General features: G+C 58.4%; 15 protein-coding genes. 10 read left to right on the top strand and 5 right to left on the bottom strand.

The genetic code is table 11. The features are described from left to right. Positions 1-249: 249 nt before the first annotated feature. The 6 genes from fadB to JFT91_RS17090 all read left to right on the top strand — a co-directional run bounded on the left by fadB (position 250) and on the right by JFT91_RS17090 (position 7696). Entirely contained in the window at positions 250-2397 is a 2148-nt protein-coding gene (gene fadB, locus JFT91_RS17115) for a fatty acid oxidation complex subunit alpha FadB (protein WP_201226612.1), read from the top strand. 32 nt (positions 2398-2429) lie between these two features. Continuing rightward, a complete protein-coding gene (gene fadA, locus JFT91_RS17110; RefSeq protein WP_201233197.1) occupies positions 2430-3605 on the top strand; it encodes an acetyl-CoA C-acyltransferase FadA in 1176 nt (391 codons plus the stop codon). 97 nt (positions 3606-3702) lie between these two features. Beyond that, positions 3703-3933 (top strand): DUF1653 domain-containing protein, encoded by a 231-nt coding sequence (locus tag JFT91_RS17105; RefSeq protein WP_201233196.1) that lies wholly within the window; start codon positions 3703-3705, stop codon positions 3931-3933. A gap of 120 nt (positions 3934-4053) precedes the next feature. Beyond that, on the top strand, positions 4054-6687 hold the full coding sequence (topA, locus tag JFT91_RS17100) for a type I DNA topoisomerase (protein WP_201233195.1): 2634 nt from the start codon (positions 4054-4056) through the stop codon (positions 6685-6687). Between the two features lie 144 nt (positions 6688-6831). Continuing rightward, positions 6832-7356 (top strand): DUF6586 family protein, encoded by a 525-nt coding sequence (locus tag JFT91_RS17095; protein WP_201226610.1) that lies wholly within the window; start codon positions 6832-6834, stop codon positions 7354-7356. A gap of 106 nt (positions 7357-7462) precedes the next feature. Further along, on the top strand, positions 7463-7696 hold the full coding sequence (locus JFT91_RS17090) for a hypothetical protein (protein WP_201226609.1): 234 nt from the start codon (positions 7463-7465) through the stop codon (positions 7694-7696). A 104-nt stretch (positions 7697-7800) separates the two neighbouring features. Here JFT91_RS17090 and sulA read toward each other — a convergent pair whose 3' ends face one another. Both sulA and lexA read right to left on the bottom strand, forming a co-directional pair. Then, positions 7801-8274, bottom strand: a complete 474-nt coding sequence (sulA, locus tag JFT91_RS17085; protein ID WP_201233194.1) for an SOS-induced cell division inhibitor SulA — start codon at positions 8272-8274, stop codon at positions 7801-7803. Between the two features lie 10 nt (positions 8275-8284). Continuing rightward, entirely contained in the window at positions 8285-8893 is a 609-nt protein-coding gene (gene lexA / locus JFT91_RS17080) for a transcriptional repressor LexA (protein WP_016775490.1), read from the bottom strand. A gap of 229 nt (positions 8894-9122) precedes the next feature. On the opposite strand from lexA, the gene JFT91_RS17075 reads away from it, so the two are divergent. The 3 genes from JFT91_RS17075 to JFT91_RS17065 all read left to right on the top strand — a co-directional run bounded on the left by JFT91_RS17075 (position 9123) and on the right by JFT91_RS17065 (position 11749). After that, positions 9123-9830, top strand: coding sequence for a TetR/AcrR family transcriptional regulator (locus JFT91_RS17075; RefSeq protein ID WP_007910473.1), 708 nt, complete (start codon positions 9123-9125; stop codon positions 9828-9830). 158 nt (positions 9831-9988) lie between these two features. Next, a complete protein-coding gene (gene nagZ, locus JFT91_RS17070) occupies positions 9989-10999 on the top strand; it encodes a beta-N-acetylhexosaminidase (RefSeq protein ID WP_201226607.1) in 1011 nt (336 codons plus the stop codon). Between the two features lie 12 nt (positions 11000-11011). Then, entirely contained in the window at positions 11012-11749 is a 738-nt protein-coding gene (locus JFT91_RS17065; protein ID WP_201233193.1) for an S-methyl-5'-thioinosine phosphorylase, read from the top strand. Between the two features lie 124 nt (positions 11750-11873). Here the strand turns inward: JFT91_RS17065 and JFT91_RS17060 are convergent, their stop codons facing one another. Genes JFT91_RS17060 through mfd form a run of 3 tightly spaced genes read right to left on the bottom strand, consistent with a single transcriptional unit; the run spans position 11874 to position 18602 of the window. Beyond that, positions 11874-14564, bottom strand: a complete 2691-nt coding sequence (locus JFT91_RS17060) for a DEAD/DEAH box helicase (RefSeq protein WP_201233192.1) — start codon at positions 14562-14564, stop codon at positions 11874-11876. 11 nt (positions 14565-14575) lie between these two features. Continuing rightward, complete coding sequence (locus JFT91_RS17055; RefSeq protein ID WP_201226603.1) at positions 14576-15142, bottom strand: CsiV family protein; 567 nt, start codon at positions 15140-15142, stop codon at positions 14576-14578. Between the two features lie 10 nt (positions 15143-15152). Further along, positions 15153-18602: a transcription-repair coupling factor gene (gene mfd / locus JFT91_RS17050; RefSeq protein ID WP_201226602.1), complete on the bottom strand. Its 3450-nt coding sequence runs from the start codon at positions 18600-18602 to the stop codon at positions 15153-15155. A 354-nt stretch (positions 18603-18956) separates the two neighbouring features. Here mfd and JFT91_RS17045 point away from each other — a divergent pair, with 354 nt between their 5' ends. Beyond that, positions 18957-20420, top strand: coding sequence for a glyceraldehyde-3-phosphate dehydrogenase (locus tag JFT91_RS17045; RefSeq protein WP_201226601.1), 1464 nt, complete (start codon positions 18957-18959; stop codon positions 20418-20420). Positions 20421-20579 lie beyond the last annotated feature (159 nt).

The following is a 20579-nucleotide window of genomic DNA, read 5'->3' as shown; positions in this document are numbered from 1 at the left end:
AAGTCGCATTTCAACCCGTATTTTGGGCGATTGACAATTGTCGGAAATTCCGTGAAGGTGACGTACCCAAATCAAACGGGCGTATGAATTGAGCGTTTGTCTTACTGACCGCTCCTACAGAATCCCGACTATCGCGTTGGCGGGTGTGCCGGGTGGATTGGCGTTAGCATCGACGAAAAAACGTCCTGCCAAGCCATTCGCCTGCGTCCGACGTGTACTGTTCAGCTTCCATATCGTGGAGATCAGTTGATGATTTACGAAGGTAAAGCCATCACGGTTAAAGCTCTTGAAAGTGGCATCGTCGAATTGAAATTCGACCTCAAGGGTGAGTCCGTCAACAAGTTCAACCGTCTAACCCTGAACGAACTGCGTCAGGCGGTAGACGCCATCAAGGCAGATGCTTCGATCAAGGGCGTGATCGTCAGCAGTGGCAAGGACGTGTTCATCGTCGGCGCCGACATCACCGAATTTGTCGAGAACTTCAAGCTGCCGGATGCCGAGCTGGTTGCTGGCAATCTCGAAGCCAACAAGATCTTCAGCGATTTCGAAGACCTCAACGTTCCGACTGTTGCCGCGATCAATGGCATCGCTCTGGGCGGCGGTCTGGAAATGTGCCTGGCGGCTGACTATCGCGTCATGTCGACCAAGGCCAAGATCGGTCTGCCGGAAGTCAAACTGGGCATCTACCCAGGCTTCGGCGGTACTGTGCGTCTGCCGCGCCTGATCGGTGTCGACAACGCCATCGAGTGGATTGCCTCCGGTAAGGAAAACCGCCCTGAAGACGCTCTGAAAGTCAGCGCCGTCGACGCCGTGGTTGCCCCGGAGAAGCTTCAGGAAGCGGCCCTTGAACTGATCAAGCGCGCCATCTCCGGCGAGTTTGACTACAAGGCCAAGCGTCAGCCGAAGCTTGAAAAACTCAAGCTGAACGCCATTGAACAAATGATGGCTTTCGAAACCGCCAAAGGTTTCGTGGCCGGTCAGGCTGGCCCGAACTATCCGGCGCCGGTTGAAGCGATCAAGACGATCCAGAAAGCCGCGAACTTCGGTCGTGACAAGGCGCTGGAAGTCGAAGCTGCCGGTTTCGTCAAACTGGCCAAGACTTCTGCTGCGCAGAGCTTGATCGGTCTGTTCCTGAACGATCAGGAACTGAAGAAAAAGGCCAAGGCCTACGACGAAATCGCCAAAGACGTGAAGCAGGCTGCCGTACTCGGCGCCGGCATCATGGGCGGCGGTATCGCTTATCAGTCGGCCTCCAAAGGGACGCCGATCCTGATGAAGGACATCAACGAGCACGGTATCGAGCAGGGTCTGGCCGAAGCCGCCAAACTGCTGGTTGGCCGCGTTGATAAAGGTCGCATGACCGCTGCGAAAATGGCTGAAGTGCTCAACGCCATTCGTCCGACCCTGTCCTACGGCGACTTCGGTCACGTTGATCTGGTTGTCGAAGCTGTGGTCGAGAACCCGAAGGTCAAGCAAGCCGTATTGGCTGAAGTTGAAGGCCAGGTCAAAGAGGACACCATCCTCGCATCCAACACCTCGACCATTTCCATCAGCCTGCTGGCCAAAGCCCTCAAGCGTCCGGAAAACTTCGTCGGCATGCACTTCTTCAACCCGGTGCACATGATGCCTCTGGTGGAAGTGATCCGTGGCGAGAAGTCCAGCGAGCTGGCAGTTGCCACCACCGTTGCCTACGCCAAGAAAATGGGCAAGAACCCGATCGTCGTCAATGACTGCCCGGGCTTCCTGGTCAACCGCGTTCTGTTCCCGTATTTCGGCGGTTTCGCCAAGCTGGTCAGCGCCGGTGTGGACTTCGTCCGTATCGACAAGGTCATGGAAAAGTTCGGCTGGCCAATGGGCCCGGCCTACCTGATGGACGTGGTCGGCATCGACACCGGTCACCACGGTCGTGACGTGATGGCTGAAGGTTTCCCGGACCGCATGAAGGATGACCGTCGTTCGGCCATCGACGTGCTATACGAAGCCAAGCGCCTGGGCCAGAAAAACGGCAAGGGTTTCTACGCTTACGAGGCTGACAAGAAAGGCAAGCAGAAGAAAGTCGCCGATCCATCGGTGCTGGAAGTGCTCAAGCCGATCGTTTACGAGCAGCGCGAAGTCACTGACGAAGACATCATCAACTGGATGATGATCCCGCTGTGCCTGGAAACCGTGCGTTGCCTGGAAGACGGCATCGTTGAAACTGCCGCCGAAGCCGACATGGGTCTGGTCTACGGCATTGGTTTCCCTCCATTCCGTGGCGGTGCGCTGCGCTACATCGATTCGATCGGTGTTGCCGAGTTCGTTGCCCTGGCTGACCAGTACGCTGATTTGGGCGCGCTGTACCACCCGACCGCGAAGCTGCGTGAAATGGCCAAAACCGGCCAACGGTTCTTCGGTTAAGCGTCCCAACTTTTGAGCGAGAGTGAAATTTTATGAGCTTGAATCCAAGAGACGTCGTGATTGTCGACTTCGGTCGTACTCCGATGGGCCGCTCCAAGGGCGGCATGCACCGCAACACCCGCGCCGAAGACATGTCGGCGCACCTGATCAGCAAATTGCTGGAACGCAACGCCAAGGTCGATCCTGCTGAAGTCGAGGACGTGATCTGGGGCTGCGTCAACCAGACCCTGGAGCAGGGCTGGAACATTGCGCGCATGGCGTCGCTGATGACCCAGATCCCGCACACCTCGGCCGGCCAGACTGTCAGCCGTCTGTGCGGCTCGTCGATGAGCGCTTTGCACACTGCTGCACAGGCAATCATGACCGGTAACGGTGACGTCTTCGTCGTTGGCGGCGTCGAGCATATGGGTCACGTGAGCATGATGCACGGTGTCGATCCGAACCCGCACATGTCGCTGTACGCCGCGAAGGCCTCGGGCATGATGGGCCTGACCGCTGAAATGCTCGGCAAGATGCACGGCATCACTCGCGAACAGCAGGACGCTTTCGGCGTGCGCTCCCACCAGTTGGCCCACAAGGCCACTGTGGAAGGCAAGTTCAAAGACGAAATCATCCCGATGCAGGGCTATGACGAGAGCGGTTTCCTGAAACTGTTCGACTACGACGAAACCATTCGTCCGGAAACCACCCTGGAAAGTCTGGCGGCCCTCAAGCCTGCCTTTAATCCAAAGGGCGGCACCGTGACTGCTGGTACTTCGTCGCAGATCACCGATGGTGCTTCGTGCATGATCGTGATGTCGGCGCAGCGTGCGCAGGATCTGGGTATCCAGCCGATGGCGGTGATCCGTTCGATGGCAGTGGCGGGTGTGGATCCGGCAATCATGGGCTATGGTCCAGTTCCGGCAACACAAAAAGCCCTGAAACGTGCGGGTCTTGGCATCAACGATATCGACTTCTTCGAGCTCAACGAAGCTTTCGCCGCGCAGGCTCTGCCAGTGCTGAAAGATCTGAAAGTGCTCGACAAGATGAACGAGAAGGTTAACCTGCATGGCGGCGCGATCGCCCTGGGTCACCCGTTCGGTTGCTCCGGTGCCCGTATTTCCGGCACCTTGCTGAACGTGATGAAGCAGAATAGCGGCACCTTCGGGGTGGCTACTATGTGCATTGGTCTCGGCCAAGGCATCTCCACCGTCTTCGAACGCGTTTAAGCGTCTCGTTGATGGAAGCCGGGGCCAAGTGCCCCGGTTTTTGTTTTTGTGGTTTTTTTTGTTTTTTTTTTGAAAAAATTTGAGTGAGGGCCGAAGCATGCCGATACAACCTGGGCTCTACCAACATTACAAAGGTCCGCAGTACCGTGTATTCAATGTTGCGCGGCATTCCGAGACTGAAGAAGAAGTGGTCTTTTACCAAGCCCTGTATGGCGATTACGGCTTTTGGGTGCGCCCTCTGAGTATGTTTCTCGAGTCGGTCGAGGTTGACGGCGAGCAGGTGCCGCGCTTTGCTTTGGTGCAAGCCGAACCGAGCCTTTTTTCCTAGCCATAAGGCGAGTGCGCACAGAACCCTGTGCTTGACCTCACCTTGTATCAACTATATATAGCGGTGCCGCGTCAGGCGCCAACCGCCTTTCACTTCTAGAATTCAGGAATTTTCTGATCCATGGGCAAATCGCTGGTCATTGTGGAATCCCCGGCTAAGGCCAAGACCATCAACAAGTATCTGGGTAACCAATACGTGGTGAAGTCGAGTATCGGCCATATCCGAGACCTGCCCACCAGCGGTTCGGCTAGCGCCAGCAAAGAGCCAGCCGCCAAGCGCGGCAAGGCTGCTGCGGGCGAAGGTCCGGTGCTCTCGCCGAAAGAGAAAGCGCGCAAGCAGCTCGTCTCGCGTATGGGTGTCGATCCCGATCATGGCTGGAAAGCCAAGTACGAGATCCTCCCGGGCAAAGAGAAAGTCATCGAAGAGCTGCGCCGGCTCGCCAAAGATGCTGACACCATCTATCTCGCAACCGACTTGGATCGCGAGGGGGAAGCCATTGCCTGGCACCTGCGCGAAGCCATCGGTGGTGATGACAGCCGCTACAAGCGCGTGGTGTTTAACGAAATCACCAAGAAGGCGATTCAGGAAGCGTTCTCCCAGCCGGGCGAACTGGACATCGATCGTGTCAACGCTCAGCAGGCGCGTCGCTTCCTCGACCGCGTTGTGGGTTACATGGTCTCGCCGCTGCTGTGGGCGAAGATCGCCCGTGGCCTGTCTGCCGGTCGTGTGCAATCGGTTGCGGTTAAGCTGGTGGTCGAGCGTGAGCGCGAAATTCGTGCGTTCAACCCGGAAGAGTACTGGGAAGTGCATGCCGATCTCGGCACCACCAAAGGCTCGACCGTACGTTTCGAAGTGGCTCGCGAAAAGGCCGAGGCCTTTAAACCGCTCAACGAAGCCCAGGCCATGGCCGCGCTGGAGAAGCTCAAGTCTTCCAGCTACAGCATCGTCAAGCGCGAAGACAAGCCAACCAGCAGCAAGCCGTCGGCACCATTCATCACCTCGACTCTGCAACAGGCTGCAAGTAACCGCCTGGGCTTCGGCGTGAAGAAAACCATGATGATGGCCCAGCGTCTATACGAAGCCGGCTACATCACTTATATGCGTACTGACTCGACCAACCTCTCGGCCGATGCCGTGACGATGGCGCGTGCTTATATCGAAGACGAGTTCGGCAAGAAGTACCTGCCGGAAACGCCAAACGTGTACAGCAGCAAAGAAGGCGCACAAGAGGCTCACGAAGCGATTCGTCCGTCCGACGCCAACACCATTCCGAGCAAGCTGGCGGGCATGGAGCGTGATGCCGAGCGTCTCTACGAGCTGATCTGGCGCCAATTCCTCGCTTGCCAGATGCTGCCGGCGCAATACTTGTCGACGACGGTCAGCGTAGGTGCTGGCGACTTCGAGCTGCGCGCCAAGGGCCGCATCCTCAAGTTCGACGGTTACACCCGCGTCATGCCGCAAATTGCCAAGCCTGGCGACGACGACGTTCTGCCTGATATGGCGCAGGGCGACGTGATGAAGCTGATCAAGCTTGATCCAACGCAGCACTTCACCAAGCCGCCGGCGCGTTACTCTGAAGCCAGCCTGGTTAAAGAAATGGAAAAGCGCGGCATTGGTCGTCCTTCGACTTATGCAGCGATTATTTCGACCATTCAGGATCGCGGTTACGTGACCCTGCACAACCGTCGTTTCTACTCGGAAAAGATGGGTGACATCGTTACCGAGCGTCTGTCCGAGAGCTTCTCCAATCTTATGGATTACGGCTTCACTGCCGGCATGGAAGAGAACCTCGATGACGTCGCTCAAGGCGAGCGCGACTGGAAGAGTGTGCTGGACGAGTTCTACGGTGACTTCAAGAAGAAGCTCGAAGTAGCCGAAAACCCGGAAAACGGCATGCGTGCCAACCAGCCGGTGATGACCGACATTCCGTGCACCACTTGCGGTCGTCCGATGCAGATCCGCACGGCGTCGACCGGCGTTTTCCTGGGTTGCTCGGGCTACAGCCTGCCGCCGAAAGAGCGCTGCAAGGCTACTGTCAATCTGGTGCCGGGCGATGAAATCGCTGCGGACGACGAAGGTGAGTCGGAATCGCTGGTACTGCGCGGCAAACATCGCTGCCCGATCTGCAGCACGGCGATGGATGCGTATCTGCTCGACGAGAAGCGCAAGCTGCACATCTGCGGTAACAACCCGGATTGCGCCGGCTACGAAATCGAAGAAGGCAGTTATCGCATCAAAGGCTACGAAGGTCCGAGCCTGGAATGCGACAAGTGCGGCAGCGAGATGCAACTCAAGACTGGCCGCTTCGGCAAGTTCTTCGGTTGCACCAACCCTGAGTGCAAGAACACCCGCAAACTGCTGAAGAGCGGTGATGCGGCGCCGCCGAAGATGGATCCGGTGAAGATGCCTGAGCTGAAATGCGAAAAGGTCAACGACACCTACATCCTGCGCGACGGTGCGTCCGGTCTGTTCCTCGCCGCCAGCCAGTTCCCGAAAAACCGCGAGACTCGTGCTCCGCTGGTGATCGAGATCGTGCCGCACAAGGATGAGATCGATCCGAAGTACCACTTCCTGTGCGATGCGCCGAAGAAAGATCCTGACGGTCTGCCAGCGGTGATCCGGTACAGCCGCAAGACCAAGGAGCAATACGTGCAGACCGAAGTTGACGGCAAGCCTACCGGTTGGAAGGCTTACTACGACGGTGGCAAGTGGACGGTTGAAGACAAGCGCAGCGCAAAGGCCAAGGCTGAGTAAGCGCTAGTCCGATACTGAAAAGGCCGCATGAGAACCCTCGGGTTTTCATGCGGCCTTTTTGTTTTGTGCTTGCGGTGTACTCGGCTGATCCACGACACTGTCCGGCCTGTGTGAAGCAATTATTTCGTTGTGGAGAGCGCCGTCATGGCTCACGAACTCTATACCCGTACCAATCAGAAGATCTATTTCGCCGGACTGTCGCTGGAAGCCTTGGCGCGCGCTGAAGAGGGGCGGGCGATGAACTCACTGGCGCTGATTCAGGCCGGGCGTGAATCAGCGTTGTTTCACTTGTACGGAGCTTTGCTGGGTCTTTGCCATGAGATCGCTGGTTTCTACCGTTTGCCGCAGGCCAACGCGCCGCGCGCAGAGATGTTGCTGACCCGTGAAGTACTGGATTCGATCGCGATTCCCGAGCTGGCTGAAATGATCGAGCTGGCGGGCAACTGTGAAACCTGGCTGGCAAAACTGCTGGCGGCGCATTCGGCGTTGTTTCAACCGCCACGTGTGCCGCACAAGCCCAAGGGCGATGTGACACAGCCACTGATTCAGGCCGTAAATCTGGACGAGGAAGAGACACCAGAAGAGTTGAGTCGGGAGGAGATGGAGAGCTGGCGGCAGAACCTCAAAGGCTTGGCGCTGCGTTTTCGCGAAGGGTTGAATGAGTGCTGAGCGTGATTGACACGGTGGCAATCTGAAACATGCTGCTGGTCAAGATCCCGAGCGAAGCCTGAATGATGTCTATATAATCCCTGCCTTTCGTGGAGAACAGACCTATATGCCAACGTCCTTTCTAGAAATTGTAGAGCTACCAGACGGCCGAATCGAACTGCGCAGGGCTGAGGACGAGGGTTCTCTGGTGACTTTGGATTTCTCCGAGGATGCCAAGACTTTCCTTCAGGGCCAGCACGTGGAAATCGCCAAAGCGATGTTGAGCGTCGGCGTGCAGATGGCAGGTCGAATGATCGAAGGTGAGTTTGATAAGGATGAGGGGACGCGGGTTCTTCATTGATCCGCGCCTGCTTTTCGGTTTTCTGTCTTTACCGCATCAGATCGGCTTCTCTGTCCCTGGAGAAGCCCTGCGCCTCACGCAGCGCACGTCACTCGTAAATCAAATCAACCTAGTCGAATGTTCAGGCTTTGAGCGTCGCCCGTGCGTGCAGCGCTGATCAACTGTTGCCGTGAACTTGCGTTCAGTGGGTTGAGCCAGGTCACGACAGTGTGGCTGCGACCCAGACGCAGGGCTTCGCACGCCAATTGTTGAGCGCTTTGCGTGCCCCGTGGTTGGAGCAGCAGGATGCGTTCGCGATTCAGGCCAGCGTCGCGCAACCACGTTTGTGTGAGGCTCGCAGGTGGCGCGATCAGTGTCAGCCAGCGTGCATCCTGATCCTCGCTAAGTTCGCGCAGGATCGGGGCAAGCAGGTTCAGGCAGTTCCCGGCGGCACCACGCAGTGACAGCTCACTGAATACGTCGGGTTCGGCATTCCAGGGACGCTCGACCACTTCTTTCAGGATCGGCGCCATCGGTTGCGCCAGAAACGCTTCGAACAACGGCAGTTGTGTTTGCTGAGGTGTGTGTGGGAACTGCATAAAGCCTCCTTTAGCGGCGGATGACGCCGACACTCAAGCCTTCGATCACCAGTTCCTGATCTTTCAGGTCGACTTCGATGGGAGCGAACTCAGGGTTTTCGGCGATCAACCAGACCTTGCTGCCCTCACGCTTGAAGCGTTTGACAGTCACTTCATCGCCGATCCGGGCGACGACAACCTGACCGTTGCGCGCTTCGCGGGTGGTGTGAACCGCGAGCAGGTCACCGTCGAAAATGCCGATGTCCTTCATGCTCATGCCGTGTACACGCAACAGATAGTCGGCGCGCGGATGAAAGAAGGTGGGATTGATGTTGCAGGATTCTTCGATGTGCTGCTGGGCGAGAATTGGCGCACCGGCGGCGACTCGGCCAATGATCGGCAGCGTCGAGTCGTCGGCCTTGGCCTCGAAACCAGGGATGCGAATGCCGCGAGAGGCGCCAGGGGTCATTTCAATGGCACCCTTGCGAGCGAGGGCCTTGAGATGCTCTTCAGCAGCATTGGGCGACTTGAAGCCCAGTTCCTGAGCGATTTCCGCGCGGGTTGGCGGGTAGCCGTTGTCTTCGAGGCAGCGTTTGATAAAGGCCAGAATCTCGGCTTGGCGTGGCGTCAGCTTTAGCATATTGATCGCTCTGTCTTTTTATACAGTGACTGGGATTATATACAGTGAAACGGTCTTGGCAATGCCCGTTTTTTTGCAGGCCGCCAGACGGTCGGCCGCTGTGCTTATTAATGCATCGGGCTTGTGTGGTTAAATAGCTGACCGACCATTCCCAAAACGAACCGGCAGGCTTGACAACGCACAGGCTGAAACGTATGTTTCAAACAAGTGTTTGTCAGGCGGAGTAGCCATGGCCCAGTCGGAAACCGTTGAACGCATTCTTGATGCTGCCGAGCAGTTGTTCGCGGAGAAAGGTTTCGCTGAAACCTCATTGCGTTTGATCACCAGCAAGGCTGGCGTCAACCTGGCAGCGGTGAATTATCATTTCGGTTCGAAAAAAGCGCTGATCCAGGCGGTCTTTTCGCGTTTCCTCGGGCCGTTCTGCATCAGTCTCGATAAAGAGCTGGAGCGCCGTCAGGCCAAGCCTGAAAACAAGCCGACCCTCGAAGAACTGCTGGAAATACTGGTCGAGCAAGCCCTTGTGGTGCAGCCACGCAGCGGCAACGACCTGTCGATTTTCATGCGCTTGCTCGGCCTCGCATTCAGCCAGAGCCAAGGCCACTTGCGGCGTTATCTGGAAGACATGTACGGCAAGGTATTTCGCCGCTATATGTTGCTGGTCAACGAAGCTGCGCCACGCATTCCGCCCATCGAGTTGTTCTGGCGCGTGCACTTCATGCTCGGTGCCGCCGCGTTCAGCATGTCCGGTATCAAGGCTTTGCGCGCGATCGCCGAGACCGATTTCGGCGTCAACACTTCCATTGAGCAAGTCATGCGCCTGATGGTGCCGTTCCTAGCGGCGGGCATGCGCGCTGAAACCGGCGTTACCGACGCGGCCATGGCCACCGCACAACTGCGCCCGCGCAGCAAATCAACGCCGGTCGCCGCCAAGGTTTAACCGCGCACGGGTGGGCGCGGCAGCTTGTATCCGCTAAGCTAGCCGCCCATGCCGACTCTCGTTCTGAACCCGATCTCCATGGAAATTGCCAACCTGTCGAGCATTGCTCACGGTGGCGATTTACTGTGGATCGGGTTTTTCGTTTTCAAGGAATCTCTATGACTGCTGGCCTGCAAGGCTCGTTGATGGTGGACGTCGCCGGTACCTGGCTGACGGCCGAAGATCGCCATTTGTTGCGTCAGCCCGAAGTGGGCGGCCTGATCATTTTTGCGCGCAATATCGAGCATCCGCGCCAGGTGCGTGAACTCAGCGCAGCCATCCGTGCGGTTCGTCCGGATCTGCTGCTGGCCGTGGATCAAGAGGGCGGGCGCGTGCAGCGTCTGCGTCAAGGTTTCGTTCGCTTGCCAGCCATGCGCGCCATCGCCGACAACCCGAATGCCGAATACCTCGCCGAGCAGTGCGGCTGGATCATGGCGACCGAAGTATTAGCCGTCGGCCTCGACTTGAGCTTCGCCCCGGTGCTCGATCTGGATTACCAGCGCAGCGCCGTGGTCGGCACCCGTTCGTTCGAAGGTGATCCTGAACGTGCCGCATTGCTTGCCGGTGCGTTTATTCGCGGCATGAACAGTGCCGGTATGGCCGCCACCGGCAAGCACTTCCCCGGCCACGGCTGGGCAGAGGCGGACTCCCACGTCGCGATCCCGAACGACGAGCGCAGCCTCGACGAAATCCGTGCCAACGACCTGGTGCCATTCGCCAGACTCAGCAAGCAACTGGCCGCCGTCATGCCGGCCCACGTTATCTATCCGCAAGTCGATTCGCAGCCCGCCGGTTTCTCCCGTCGCTGGTTGCAGGACATTCTGCGCGGCGAGTTGCAGTTCGACGGCGTGATCTTCAGCGACGACTTGTCGATGGCCGGCGCCCATGTGGTTGGCGACGCCGCCAGTCGTATCGAAGCTGCACTCACGGCCGGTTGCGACATGGGCCTTGTGTGCAACGACCGCGCTGCTGCCGAGCTTGCCCTCAGTGCTGCCCAGCGCATGAAGGTCAAACCATCTGCCCGCATCGCGCGCATGCGCGGTCAGGCGTTTGCCAGCACCGATTATCGCCAGGATCCGCGCTGGCTCACCGCCATCGGCGCGCTCAAAGACGCTCAACTGATCGATTAAGGAATTTTCGCTATGACGGTTTACGCAATCATCGGCGGCACCGGCCTGACCCAGCTTGAAGGCCTGAGCATTCGTCAATCGCTGGCGGTGGACACGCCTTATGGCGCGCCATCGGCCGATGTACAGATTGGCGAATACGCCGGCAAGGAAGTGCTGTTTCTTGCCCGTCACGGCCACCCGCATCGCTTTCCGCCGCACAAGGTCAATTACCGCGCCAACCTGTGGGCGCTGAAGCAGGCCGGCGCCGAAGCGATTATCGCGGTGAATGCCGTCGGCGGGATTCACCCGGCCATGGGCACCGGGCATTTTTGTGTGCCGCACCAGATCGTCGACTACACCAGTGGTCGCGAGCACACCTATTTCGCCGATGATCTGGAGCATGTCACGCACATCGACTTCAGCTTCCCCTACAGCGAACCGCTGCGTCAGCAATTGATTGCAGCGCTGGCCGCTGAAGGTTGTGAGTTCAGCGATCAGGGCGTTTACGCCTGCACGCAAGGCCCGCGCCTGGAGACTGTGGCGGAGATCGTGCGTCTGGAGCGTGATGGTTGCGACATCGTCGGCATGACCGGTATGCCGGAAGCGGTGCTGGCTCGCGAACTGGAACTGGACTACGCCTGTTTGTCGCTGGTAGTGAACCCGGCAGCGGGCAAGACCACGGAAGTGATCACCATGGCCGAGATCGAGCAGGCGCTGCATGACGGGATGGGCAAGGTGAAGTCGACGTTGGCGCGGGTGCTCAAGGGCTGATCCTTGCCTGAGACCGAGTCGACCCCATCGCGAGCAGGCTCACTCCTACAGGGGATTTGTGATTGCCACGGATCATTGTAGGAGTGAGCCTGCTCGCGATCACTATCTATCTGGCAAGCAGATCTCAACGCTTTTCGCGCTTGTCCGGCAACGGCGCAAACAGCGCTTCAATATCATCGCTCTGCAACTTCCAGTCCCCAGCCTTGCGCCCATCCAGCACGCCTGCTGCCAAGTCGGATTTTTCTTTTTGCAGGTGCTGAATCTTCTCTTCCACCGTGCCCCGGGCAATCATCTTGTAAACGAAAACCGGTTTCTCCTGACCAATCCGGTAAGCGCGATCCGTCGCCTGATTCTCGGTCGCCGGGTTCCACCACGGGTCGTAGTGAATCACCGTGTCCGCTTCTGTCAGGTTCAAGCCAACACCGCCGGCCTTCAGGCTGATCAGAAAGATCTGACGCTTGCCGCTCTGGAATTCCTTCACCGGCGTACGCCGATCGCGGGTCTGGCCAGTCAATAACGCATAGGCGACATTGCGTTTCTTCAATTCATCTTCGATCAGTGACAGCATCGAGGTGAACTGCGAAAACAGCAAAATCCGCCGACCTTCCTCGAACAACTCCTCAAGCATTTCCATCAAGCTGTCGAGCTTGCCCGAGGTGCTGCCGCGAGCGGGAAGAGTGGCGTCGTTGACCAGACGCAAATCACAGCAGACCTGACGCAGTTTCAGCAAGGCTTCAAGAATGATGATCTGACTGCGCGCCACGCCTTTGCGGGTGATCTCGTCGCGGACTTTTTTGTCCATCGCCAAGCGCATGGTTTCGTACACGTCGCGCTGGGCTTCGTTGAGATCGACCCATTGAATGATTTCGGTCTTTGGCGGCAGTTCGGTGGCCACTTGTTCTTTGGTGCGGCGCAACAGAAACGGTTTTATCCGACCGTTCAGGTGTTGAAGTCTGACTTCACTGCCGCGCTTTTCTATTGGCACCCGGTAATCGGCATTGAAGCTTTTGACGTCGCCAAGCCATCCCGGCAGCAGGAAGTGGAACAGCGACCACAGCTCGCCCAGGTGGTTTTCCAGCGGCGTGCCACTCAGGCACAGACGCTGACGCGCATTCAGTTCGCGCGCGGCTTGAGCGGCTTTGCTGTTCGGATTCTTGATGTACTGCGCTTCATCCAGCACCAACACATGCAGCGGCTGCTTCACCAGACGTTCGACGTCCTTGGGCAGCAGTGCGTAAGTGGTGAGGATCAGATCGAAATCAGCCAGGTGGTCGAAGTGCTTCTTGCGGCTGGCGCCATACAGCGCCACTACTTTCAGTTGCGGCGTGAAGTGCGCCGCCTCATCGAGCCAGTTGGGGATCAGGCTGGTTGGCATGACTACCATGCACGGACGGTCCAGGCGCCCGGCATTTTTCTCGCTGAGAATATGCGCCAGCGTCTGTAGGGTTTTGCCCAGGCCCATGTCATCCGCGAGAATCCCGCCGACTTCCAGTTGCCGCAGCGATTGCATCCAGCTCAGACCTTCGAGCTGATACGGGCGCAGCGTCGCGTTCAAGCCCTCTGGCGCCTGCGCGCTGAAATCACGAATGTCGCGCAGGCGTTGGGCAAATGTGCGGATCTGCTCGCCACCCTCCCACAGCAGCGGAAGGCCATCCAGCGAGTTGAGTCGCGTGGCGTCGGCCTTGCTCAAGCGCAGCGTGGTTTCGCCCGGTTCCTGCAAATAGAACTCGCCCAAAGTCGCCAGCACCGGTTTCAATCGACCCAGTGGCAGAGCAACCTGCAGCGGCCCGTGCTCAAGGTTGCGTTGCGGCACGTTGACCAGAATCAGCTCGTCGTCGCGACGGCGCGCAAGGCGTTCCGGGTTGAGGATTTCCGCGTGTGAGCGCATCAGGTTGAGCAGGATCGGCAGCAGACTCAGGCGCTCACCGTTGACGATGATGCCCAGCTCAAGATCAAACCAATCGCGCTCCGGCGCCTGTTCGACCGTGGCGTACCAGTCATCCACGGCGGTCAGGTCAAAGCCGAATTCTTCGTCGATCTGCAATTCCCAGCCTTGGCTGCGCAGCTTCGGCAGATCGTTGAGGGTGAAGGTCAGCCAGGCGCTGTCGTTGACCATTTCATACAGCTCACCAGCGCTTTCCGGCAGCGCTTTGCTTTGGCGCGTAGCGATGCGGAAACCGAGGATGCGTAACTGTTCGCGGTAGGACTGTTCGACTTCCGGGTGGCGTTTTATCCGTAGTGTCTGGGTCTCCTGACGAATCAGGATGTCGCTGTTTTTCTGTCCGCTGACGTATTCGTCCAGATAGCTGAACGACAGCGCCGCGCGATGTTGAATATAGCGCTGCATCTTGCCGTTGCGCGGTTCGAAAGCACTGAATTCGACGCTGGCCAGCCACAGGCGTGGCAGTGGTTGTACGTTGTCGACCAGCACTTGCGGCGGCGCTTTCGGGTTGCGGTTTTCCAGCACAGCCTGAAGTTTTTCCAGCAACTCGGCGTCTTTGGCGGCGGCGGGGTATTCGAGGGTTTCCTGAATTTTCAGCAGCACCGCTGCGCAGTGTTTGCAGTTGGTGCGAACCGGGCAGGTGCAGCCGGCATCGACCAGCAGCAGGGTGCCTTTGGCTGACTCACGAAGATGAATGGTCTGACGGTAGACGTTACCGCCAGAGCCTTCGCAACTGGCGGTAATCGTCGCATCGCCGACCTGGGCGATGCGTACCCGGTTTTCCAGGGCGTAGCGGCGGCCACGCTCCAGGCTCTGCTCTTTGAATCGGCTGACCCAGGAGGGTGCCAACGGTTTACTCAGCGGCGGGTTCATAAGGACTTCGATCAGTCCGGAATCGCTTCAGGCGCTTCCCGTGGCGCAGGCGCGGTCAGGGAAGTGATCTTGATCAGCAGGGCGAGGTGACCGTTGTCGAGATAGTTGAGTTGGCCGTTTTTGGTGTGGCTGTCCTGTTTCAGGCGTTCACTGGCGGTGACCATGCCGTTAGCGTCGATCTGATTGACCCAGAAGTCGGCGCTCACGTCGGTGAAACGGCCGAGCTTCATCCCCAGCGTTCCTTCGATCGGGAACTGGCCGAATTGCTCCTGACCTTCGCTGACCGCGACTTTTGCCGGCGACTCACCGAGGGTCTGCTGCCAGGCCTTGTGCATCAGTACGCTGTAGTCGCCGCTGGCAGTGAGCTTGGTCACAATGTCATTGAGCGCAGGCGTGCGTTTGCTGTCATCGCCCAAACGCTGGGCACCGGCAGCCCAATCTTCTGGCGCGGCACGGCTGACGATGGCTGGCACGGCATTCTGGCGTACCAAAATCATTTCGACCTGATACAGGTCATCGGCAAAGGCCGAAGGCGCCACCAGAGTGAGTAGCAAGGTCAGTGAACGAAACAGGCGCATTTGGCGTCCTTCAAACAGATTTCGGGAGGAGGCGCTCAAACAGCGCCTCTACAGTATTAAAGCGCTCTTCCGGGCGTTCCATCGGCACCTGGAACTTGAACATCGTGGCACCTTCGAATTTGTAGCGTTTTGGCTGGCTCTGAATCAGTTTGATCAACGTCATCGGATCGACCGGCGTCTGCGCTTCGAACTCAATACGTCCACCTTGCGGGCCACCATCGACTTTCTTGATGCCCAATTGCTCGGCCTGCAACTTCAACGCCGTGATGCGTACCAGATTCTTCGTCGGTTCCGGCAACAGACCGAAGCGGTCGATCATCTCGACTTGCAGATCCTTCAGGCCTTCCTCATCGGTTGCCGAAGCAATGCGCTTGTACAGAATCAGACGCGCGTGAACGTCCGGCAAATAGTCTTCCGGAATCAGCGCAGGCACGCGCAGATTGACTTCCGGGCCACCGCCGAGCGGTTGATCGAGGTTCGGTTGCTCGCCCTTGCGGATCGACTTCACCGCGCGCTCAAGCATTTCCATGTACAGCGTAAAGCCGACGGCTTGAATCTGCCCGCTCTGGCCATCGCCGAGCAGTTCGCCGGCGCCACGGATTTCCAGGTCGTTGGTCGCCAGCACGAAACCGGCGCCGAGGTCCTGGGTGTTGGCGATCGCTTCCAGACGCTTTTCCGCGTCCGAAGTAATTTGCTGGCGCGGCGGCGTCAGCAGGTACGCGTATGCCTGGTGGTGACTGCGGCCGACACGACCACGCAACTGGTGCAGTTGCGCCAGGCCAAACTTGTCGGCGCGCTCGATGATGATGGTGTTGGCGCTCGGCACGTCGATGCCGGTCTCGATGATGGTCGAGGCGATCAGTACGTTGAAGCGCTTGTGGTAGAAGTCGCTCATCACCTGTTCGAGTTCACGCTCGCGCATCTGCCCGTGGCCGATGCCGATTCGCGCTTCCGGTACCAGTTCGGCGAGGTCGGCGGCGCATTTCTCGATGGTTTTCACATCGTTGTGCAGGTAATAAACCTGGCCGCCGCGCAGCAGTTCACGGAGCAGAGCTTCTTTGACCGTGCTCTTGTTCTGCTCCATGACGAAGGTGCGCACCGACAGGCGTCGCGCTGGCGGCGTGGCGATGATCGACAGGTCGCGCATGCCCGACACCGCCATGTTCAGCGTGCGCGGAATCGGCGTGGCGGTCAGCGTGAGAATGTCGACTTCGCTGCGCAGGGCCTTGAGCTGTTCTTTCTGACGGACACCGAAGCGGTGTTCTTCGTCGATGATCACCAGCCCGAGGTTTTTGATTTTGACGTCATCGGACAGCAGCTTGTGCGTGCCGATGACGATGTCGATCTTGCCTTCGGCCAAATCGGCGATCGCCGCATTCACTTCCTTTGCCGACTTGAAGCGGCTCATCACTTCCACGGTCACAGGCCAATCGGCGAAGCGGTCGCGGAAGCTGTTGTAGTGCTGCTGGGCGAGCAGGGTGGTCGGCACCAGAATCGCCACTTGGCGGCCACCGTGTACGGCGATGAACGCCGCGCGCATCGCCACTTCGGTCTTGCCGAAACCGACGTCGCCGCAGACCAGACGATCCATCGGTTTCGGCGCGAGCATGTCGGCACGCACAGCTTCGATGGTGGTTTGTTGATCGGGCGTTTCTTCGAACGGGAAACCGGCACTGAACGTCGCGTAATCGGCTTTCGGGTCGGCGAACGCATAACCTTCGCGAGCGGCACGACGGGCATAGATATCGAGCAGTTCAGCGGCAACGTCACGCACTTGTTCGGCGGCTTTGCGCTTGGCTTTCTGCCAGGTCTCGGAGCCGAGGCGGTGCAGCGGGGCCAGCGCATCGTCGCTGCCGGTGTAGCGCGCGATCAGATGCAGGTTGGCCACCGGCACATAGAGCTTGGCGTTCTCGGCGTATTCGAGGGTGAGGAATTCGGCAGCCTGATCGTCGATTTCCAGAATGGTCAGACCGAGGTAGCGGCCGACGCCGTGATCGATGTGTACCACCGGCGCACCTTCGCGCAGCTCGGTAAGGTTTTTGATCACCGCATCGTTGTTGCCGTCGGCACGCTTCTCGCGGCGACGACGCTGCATCACGCGTTGACCGAACAGCGGACTTTCCGCGATCAGTGCCAGCGCCGGCTCGTCGAGCATCAGGCCTTCGTCGAGCGGGGCAATGGTGATCGCCAGGCGATCCTTGCTTGCAACGAAATCCGGCCAGCTGTCCACGGTTTTCGGCCGCAGCTTCAGACGTTCGAGCAACTCCAATAGCACTTCGCGACGACCCGCGGATTCGGCAGTGAACAGCACGCGCCCAGGGAATTCATCGAGGAAACCTGCCAGTGCCGCCAGCGGTTGCGTGGCTTTGGCTTCGATCGCCAGATTGGGCAGGGCTTGCGCCGGGAAGCGCTCGCGACCGGCACCGCTTTCGACATCTTGTTGGCTGGCGACCACGCGCGGCCAGCTCTTCAGGCGAGCAAAGCAGTCCTCCACCGGCAGGAACAATTCCGCGGGTGGCAATAAAGGACGCGATGGGTCGACGCGCCGCTCTTCATAGCGATTGCGCACGTCGTTCCAGAAATTCTCTGCCGCTTGCTCGATGCCGGGCAGCGAGAACACTTGCGTGTCTTGCGGCAGGTAATCGAACAGGGTCGAGGTTTCGTCGAAGAACAGCGGCAGGTAGTACTCGATACCGGCCGGGGTGATGCCGCTGCTCAGGTCCTGAAAGATCGGGCAGCGCCGGAAGTCGACATCGAAACGCTCACGAAAGCGCGCCTTGAAGCGGGTCACCGCGTCTTTCTGCAGGGGAAACTCACGGGCGGGCAGCAGCTTGACCGAATCGACCTTGTCGATGGAGCGCTGGTTTTCCGGGTCGAACGTGCGCAAGGTTTCGATTTCGTCATCGAACAGGTCGATGCGATACGGCAGTTTGCTGCCCATTGGGAACAGATCGATCAACGCGCCGCGCACGGTGAACTCGCCGTGCTCATAAACCGTGTCGACGTAGCGATAGCCGCTGGCTTCGAGCCGCGAGCGCATCTGTTCGACATCAAGCTTCTGCCCGACATCGAGCACCAGGCTGCTGCCGAGCAGAAACTTGGTCGGCGCCAATCGGTGCAATGCCGTGGTGATCGGCACCACCAGCACGCCATGTTCCAGCTCCGGCAGCCTATATAGGCTGGCGATGCGCTGGGAAATGATGTCCTGGTGCGGCGAGAACAGGTCGTAAGGCAGGGTTTCCCAGTCGGGGAAATGCAGAACGGGCAAATCCGGGGCGAAGAAACTCAGCTCCTGTTCCAGCCGTTCGGCACTCTGGCTGTCGGCGGTCAGTAGCAGGGTGAAGCGCTTGGCAGCGCTGGCAGCCTCGGCAATCGCCAGGCTGAGGGCAGCACCGGGCAAATTGCCCCAATGCTGTTTACCTGCTTCGGCAGGGAGTAGCGGTAGACGCAGAACAGGCACGGAAGGTTGAGCTCCAGGCTTTGCGACAAAGTCGGTAATTGTAGCGGCGTCGGGTACTGCCTGTCAGTTGCAGACTACGTCTATCTTCGCTGTTTCGGCGAAATGTAGTGGTAACCATAAAAACGAGCACTTTTTTAGTGGTTATGTAGTGCCGAAAGTGCTCGGTGTTACGGAGGGTTACAGACATCGTCTAACAGTCGTCGAAAAATTGACTGCGCTGGAAGCCCCGGTTTTACTGGGCTCGCGAGGAGCGTTATTTTTTCGAATGGAATTTTGTTACCGTTTTCGCGACAAGCGCACATTGCTACAAGAGGTTGCGAGCGGCATAATGTAGCCCCTTTTTTCTGCCCCTACATGTGGAAGGTTACCGTGACTCAGAAGCCCGACCAGTGTCTTGGTGAATGGATCGACCGTGAAGCACTCGCAGAAGCGATGATTCCGCTTATCGGTCAGCTCTACCGCAATAACAACGTGGTGAGCTCGATCTATGGCCGCAGCCTGATCAACCAGTCTGTCATCGCGATTCTCAAAGCTCACCGCTTTGCGCGCCACCGCTCTTCCGACGACAGCGAACTCTCCGTCCACGAAACATTCCCTCTGCTTAAAGCCATGAGCGAGCTCAAGCTCGGCGCGGCTTCGGTAGACCTGGGCAAGTTGGCGTTCAAATTCCGCAGCGAAGGCAATGGCCGCAGTGCCGAGCAGTTCGTGCGTGAAGAAATGGCTGACGTGGTTGGCCAGCAAAACGCTTCGGCCCGCAAAGGCACCGACGTTGTACTGTACGGCTTCGGTCGTATCGGCCGTCTGCTGGCGCGCATCCTGATCGAGAAAACCGGTGGTGGCGACGGTCTGCGTCTGCGTGCCATCGTCGTGCGCAAAGGCGCCGACAACGACCTGACCAAACGCGCCAGCCTGCTGCGTCGCGATTCGGTACACGGTTCGTTCAACGGCACCATTACCATCGACGAAGAAAACAACACCATCACCGCCAACGGTAACCTGATCCAGGTGATCTACGCGAAGAACCCGACCGAGGTGGATTACACCCAGTACGGCATCAAAGACGCGCTGCTGGTGGACAACACCGGTGTATGGCGTGACGCTGATGGCCTCGGTCAGCACTTGCAGTGCCCGGGTATCGACCGCGTTGTTCTGACTGCACCTGGCAAAGGCAAGCTGAAGAACATCGTTCACGGTATCAACCACGGTGAAATCACCGCTGATGACAAGATCGTCTCCGCCGCTTCCTGCACCACCAACGCCATCGTGCCGGTGCTGAAAGCTGTGAATGACAAGTTCGGCATCATCAACGGTCACGTCGAGACCGTTCACTCGTACACCAACGACCAGAACCTGATCGACAACTTCCACAAGGGCGATCGCCGTGGCCGTAGCGCCGCACTGAACATGGTTATCACCGAGACCGGTGCTGCTACCGCTGCTGCCAAGGCCCTGCCTGAGCTGGCCGGCAAGCTGACCGGTAACGCGATCCGCGTTCCGACGCCAAACGTGTCGATGGCCATTCTCAACCTCAACCTTGAGAAAGCCGCCACCCGTGAAGAGATGAACGAGTACCTGCGCTACATGGCGCTGCACTCCGATCTGCACAAGCAAATCGACTTCGTCAATTCGCAGGAAGTGGTCTCCACCGACTTCGTTGGCTCGCGCCACGCCGGTGTGGTCGACGCTGAAGCGACCATCGTTCAGGACAACCGCGTTGTTCTGTACGTCTGGTACGACAACGAGTTCGGCTACAGCTGCCAGGTTATCCGCGTGATGGAAGACATGGCCGGGGTTAACCCGCCAGCATTCCCGCGCTAAGCCTAAGCTGCAAATGAAAACGCCCCGACTTTGGTCGGGGCGTTTTTGTTTGTGTGCCTTTTAGAGGTGTGTTGTCGCTGCTGGCCCCTTCGCGAGCAAGCTCTGCTCCTACATTGAGATTTGTGAACTACACAGATCCAATGTAGGAGTGAGCTTGCT

Source organism: Pseudomonas sp. TH08, assembly GCF_016651275.1.
Classification (GTDB): Bacteria; Pseudomonadota; Gammaproteobacteria; order Pseudomonadales; family Pseudomonadaceae; genus Aquipseudomonas.
This window is presented reverse-complemented; position numbering and strand designations above follow the sequence as displayed.

What these genes read in the sequence shown, in the direction of transcription:
- fadB (WP_201226612.1), top strand. Translation starts at nt 250, where the DNA reads ATGATTTACGAAGGTAAAGCCATCACGGTTAAAGCTCTTGAAAGTGGC.
- fadA (WP_201233197.1), top strand. Translation starts at nt 2,430, where the DNA reads ATGAGCTTGAATCCAAGAGACGTCGTGATTGTCGACTTCGGTCGTACT.
- JFT91_RS17105 (WP_201233196.1), top strand. Translation starts at nt 3,703, where the DNA reads ATGCCGATACAACCTGGGCTCTACCAACATTACAAAGGTCCGCAGTAC.
- topA (WP_201233195.1), top strand. Translation starts at nt 4,054, where the DNA reads ATGGGCAAATCGCTGGTCATTGTGGAATCCCCGGCTAAGGCCAAGACC.
- JFT91_RS17095 (WP_201226610.1), top strand. Translation starts at nt 6,832, where the DNA reads ATGGCTCACGAACTCTATACCCGTACCAATCAGAAGATCTATTTCGCC.
- JFT91_RS17090 (WP_201226609.1), top strand. Translation starts at nt 7,463, where the DNA reads ATGCCAACGTCCTTTCTAGAAATTGTAGAGCTACCAGACGGCCGAATC.
- sulA (WP_201233194.1), bottom strand. Translation starts at nt 8,274, where the DNA reads ATGCAGTTCCCACACACACCTCAGCAAACACAACTGCCGTTGTTCGAA.
- lexA (WP_016775490.1), bottom strand. Translation starts at nt 8,893, where the DNA reads ATGCTAAAGCTGACGCCACGCCAAGCCGAGATTCTGGCCTTTATCAAA.
- JFT91_RS17075 (WP_007910473.1), top strand. Translation starts at nt 9,123, where the DNA reads ATGGCCCAGTCGGAAACCGTTGAACGCATTCTTGATGCTGCCGAGCAG.
- nagZ (WP_201226607.1), top strand. Translation starts at nt 9,989, where the DNA reads ATGACTGCTGGCCTGCAAGGCTCGTTGATGGTGGACGTCGCCGGTACC.
- JFT91_RS17065 (WP_201233193.1), top strand. Translation starts at nt 11,012, where the DNA reads ATGACGGTTTACGCAATCATCGGCGGCACCGGCCTGACCCAGCTTGAA.
- JFT91_RS17060 (WP_201233192.1), bottom strand. Translation starts at nt 14,564, where the DNA reads ATGAACCCGCCGCTGAGTAAACCGTTGGCACCCTCCTGGGTCAGCCGA.
- JFT91_RS17055 (WP_201226603.1), bottom strand. Translation starts at nt 15,142, where the DNA reads ATGCGCCTGTTTCGTTCACTGACCTTGCTACTCACTCTGGTGGCGCCT.
- JFT91_RS17045 (WP_201226601.1), top strand. Translation starts at nt 18,957, where the DNA reads ATGTGGAAGGTTACCGTGACTCAGAAGCCCGACCAGTGTCTTGGTGAA.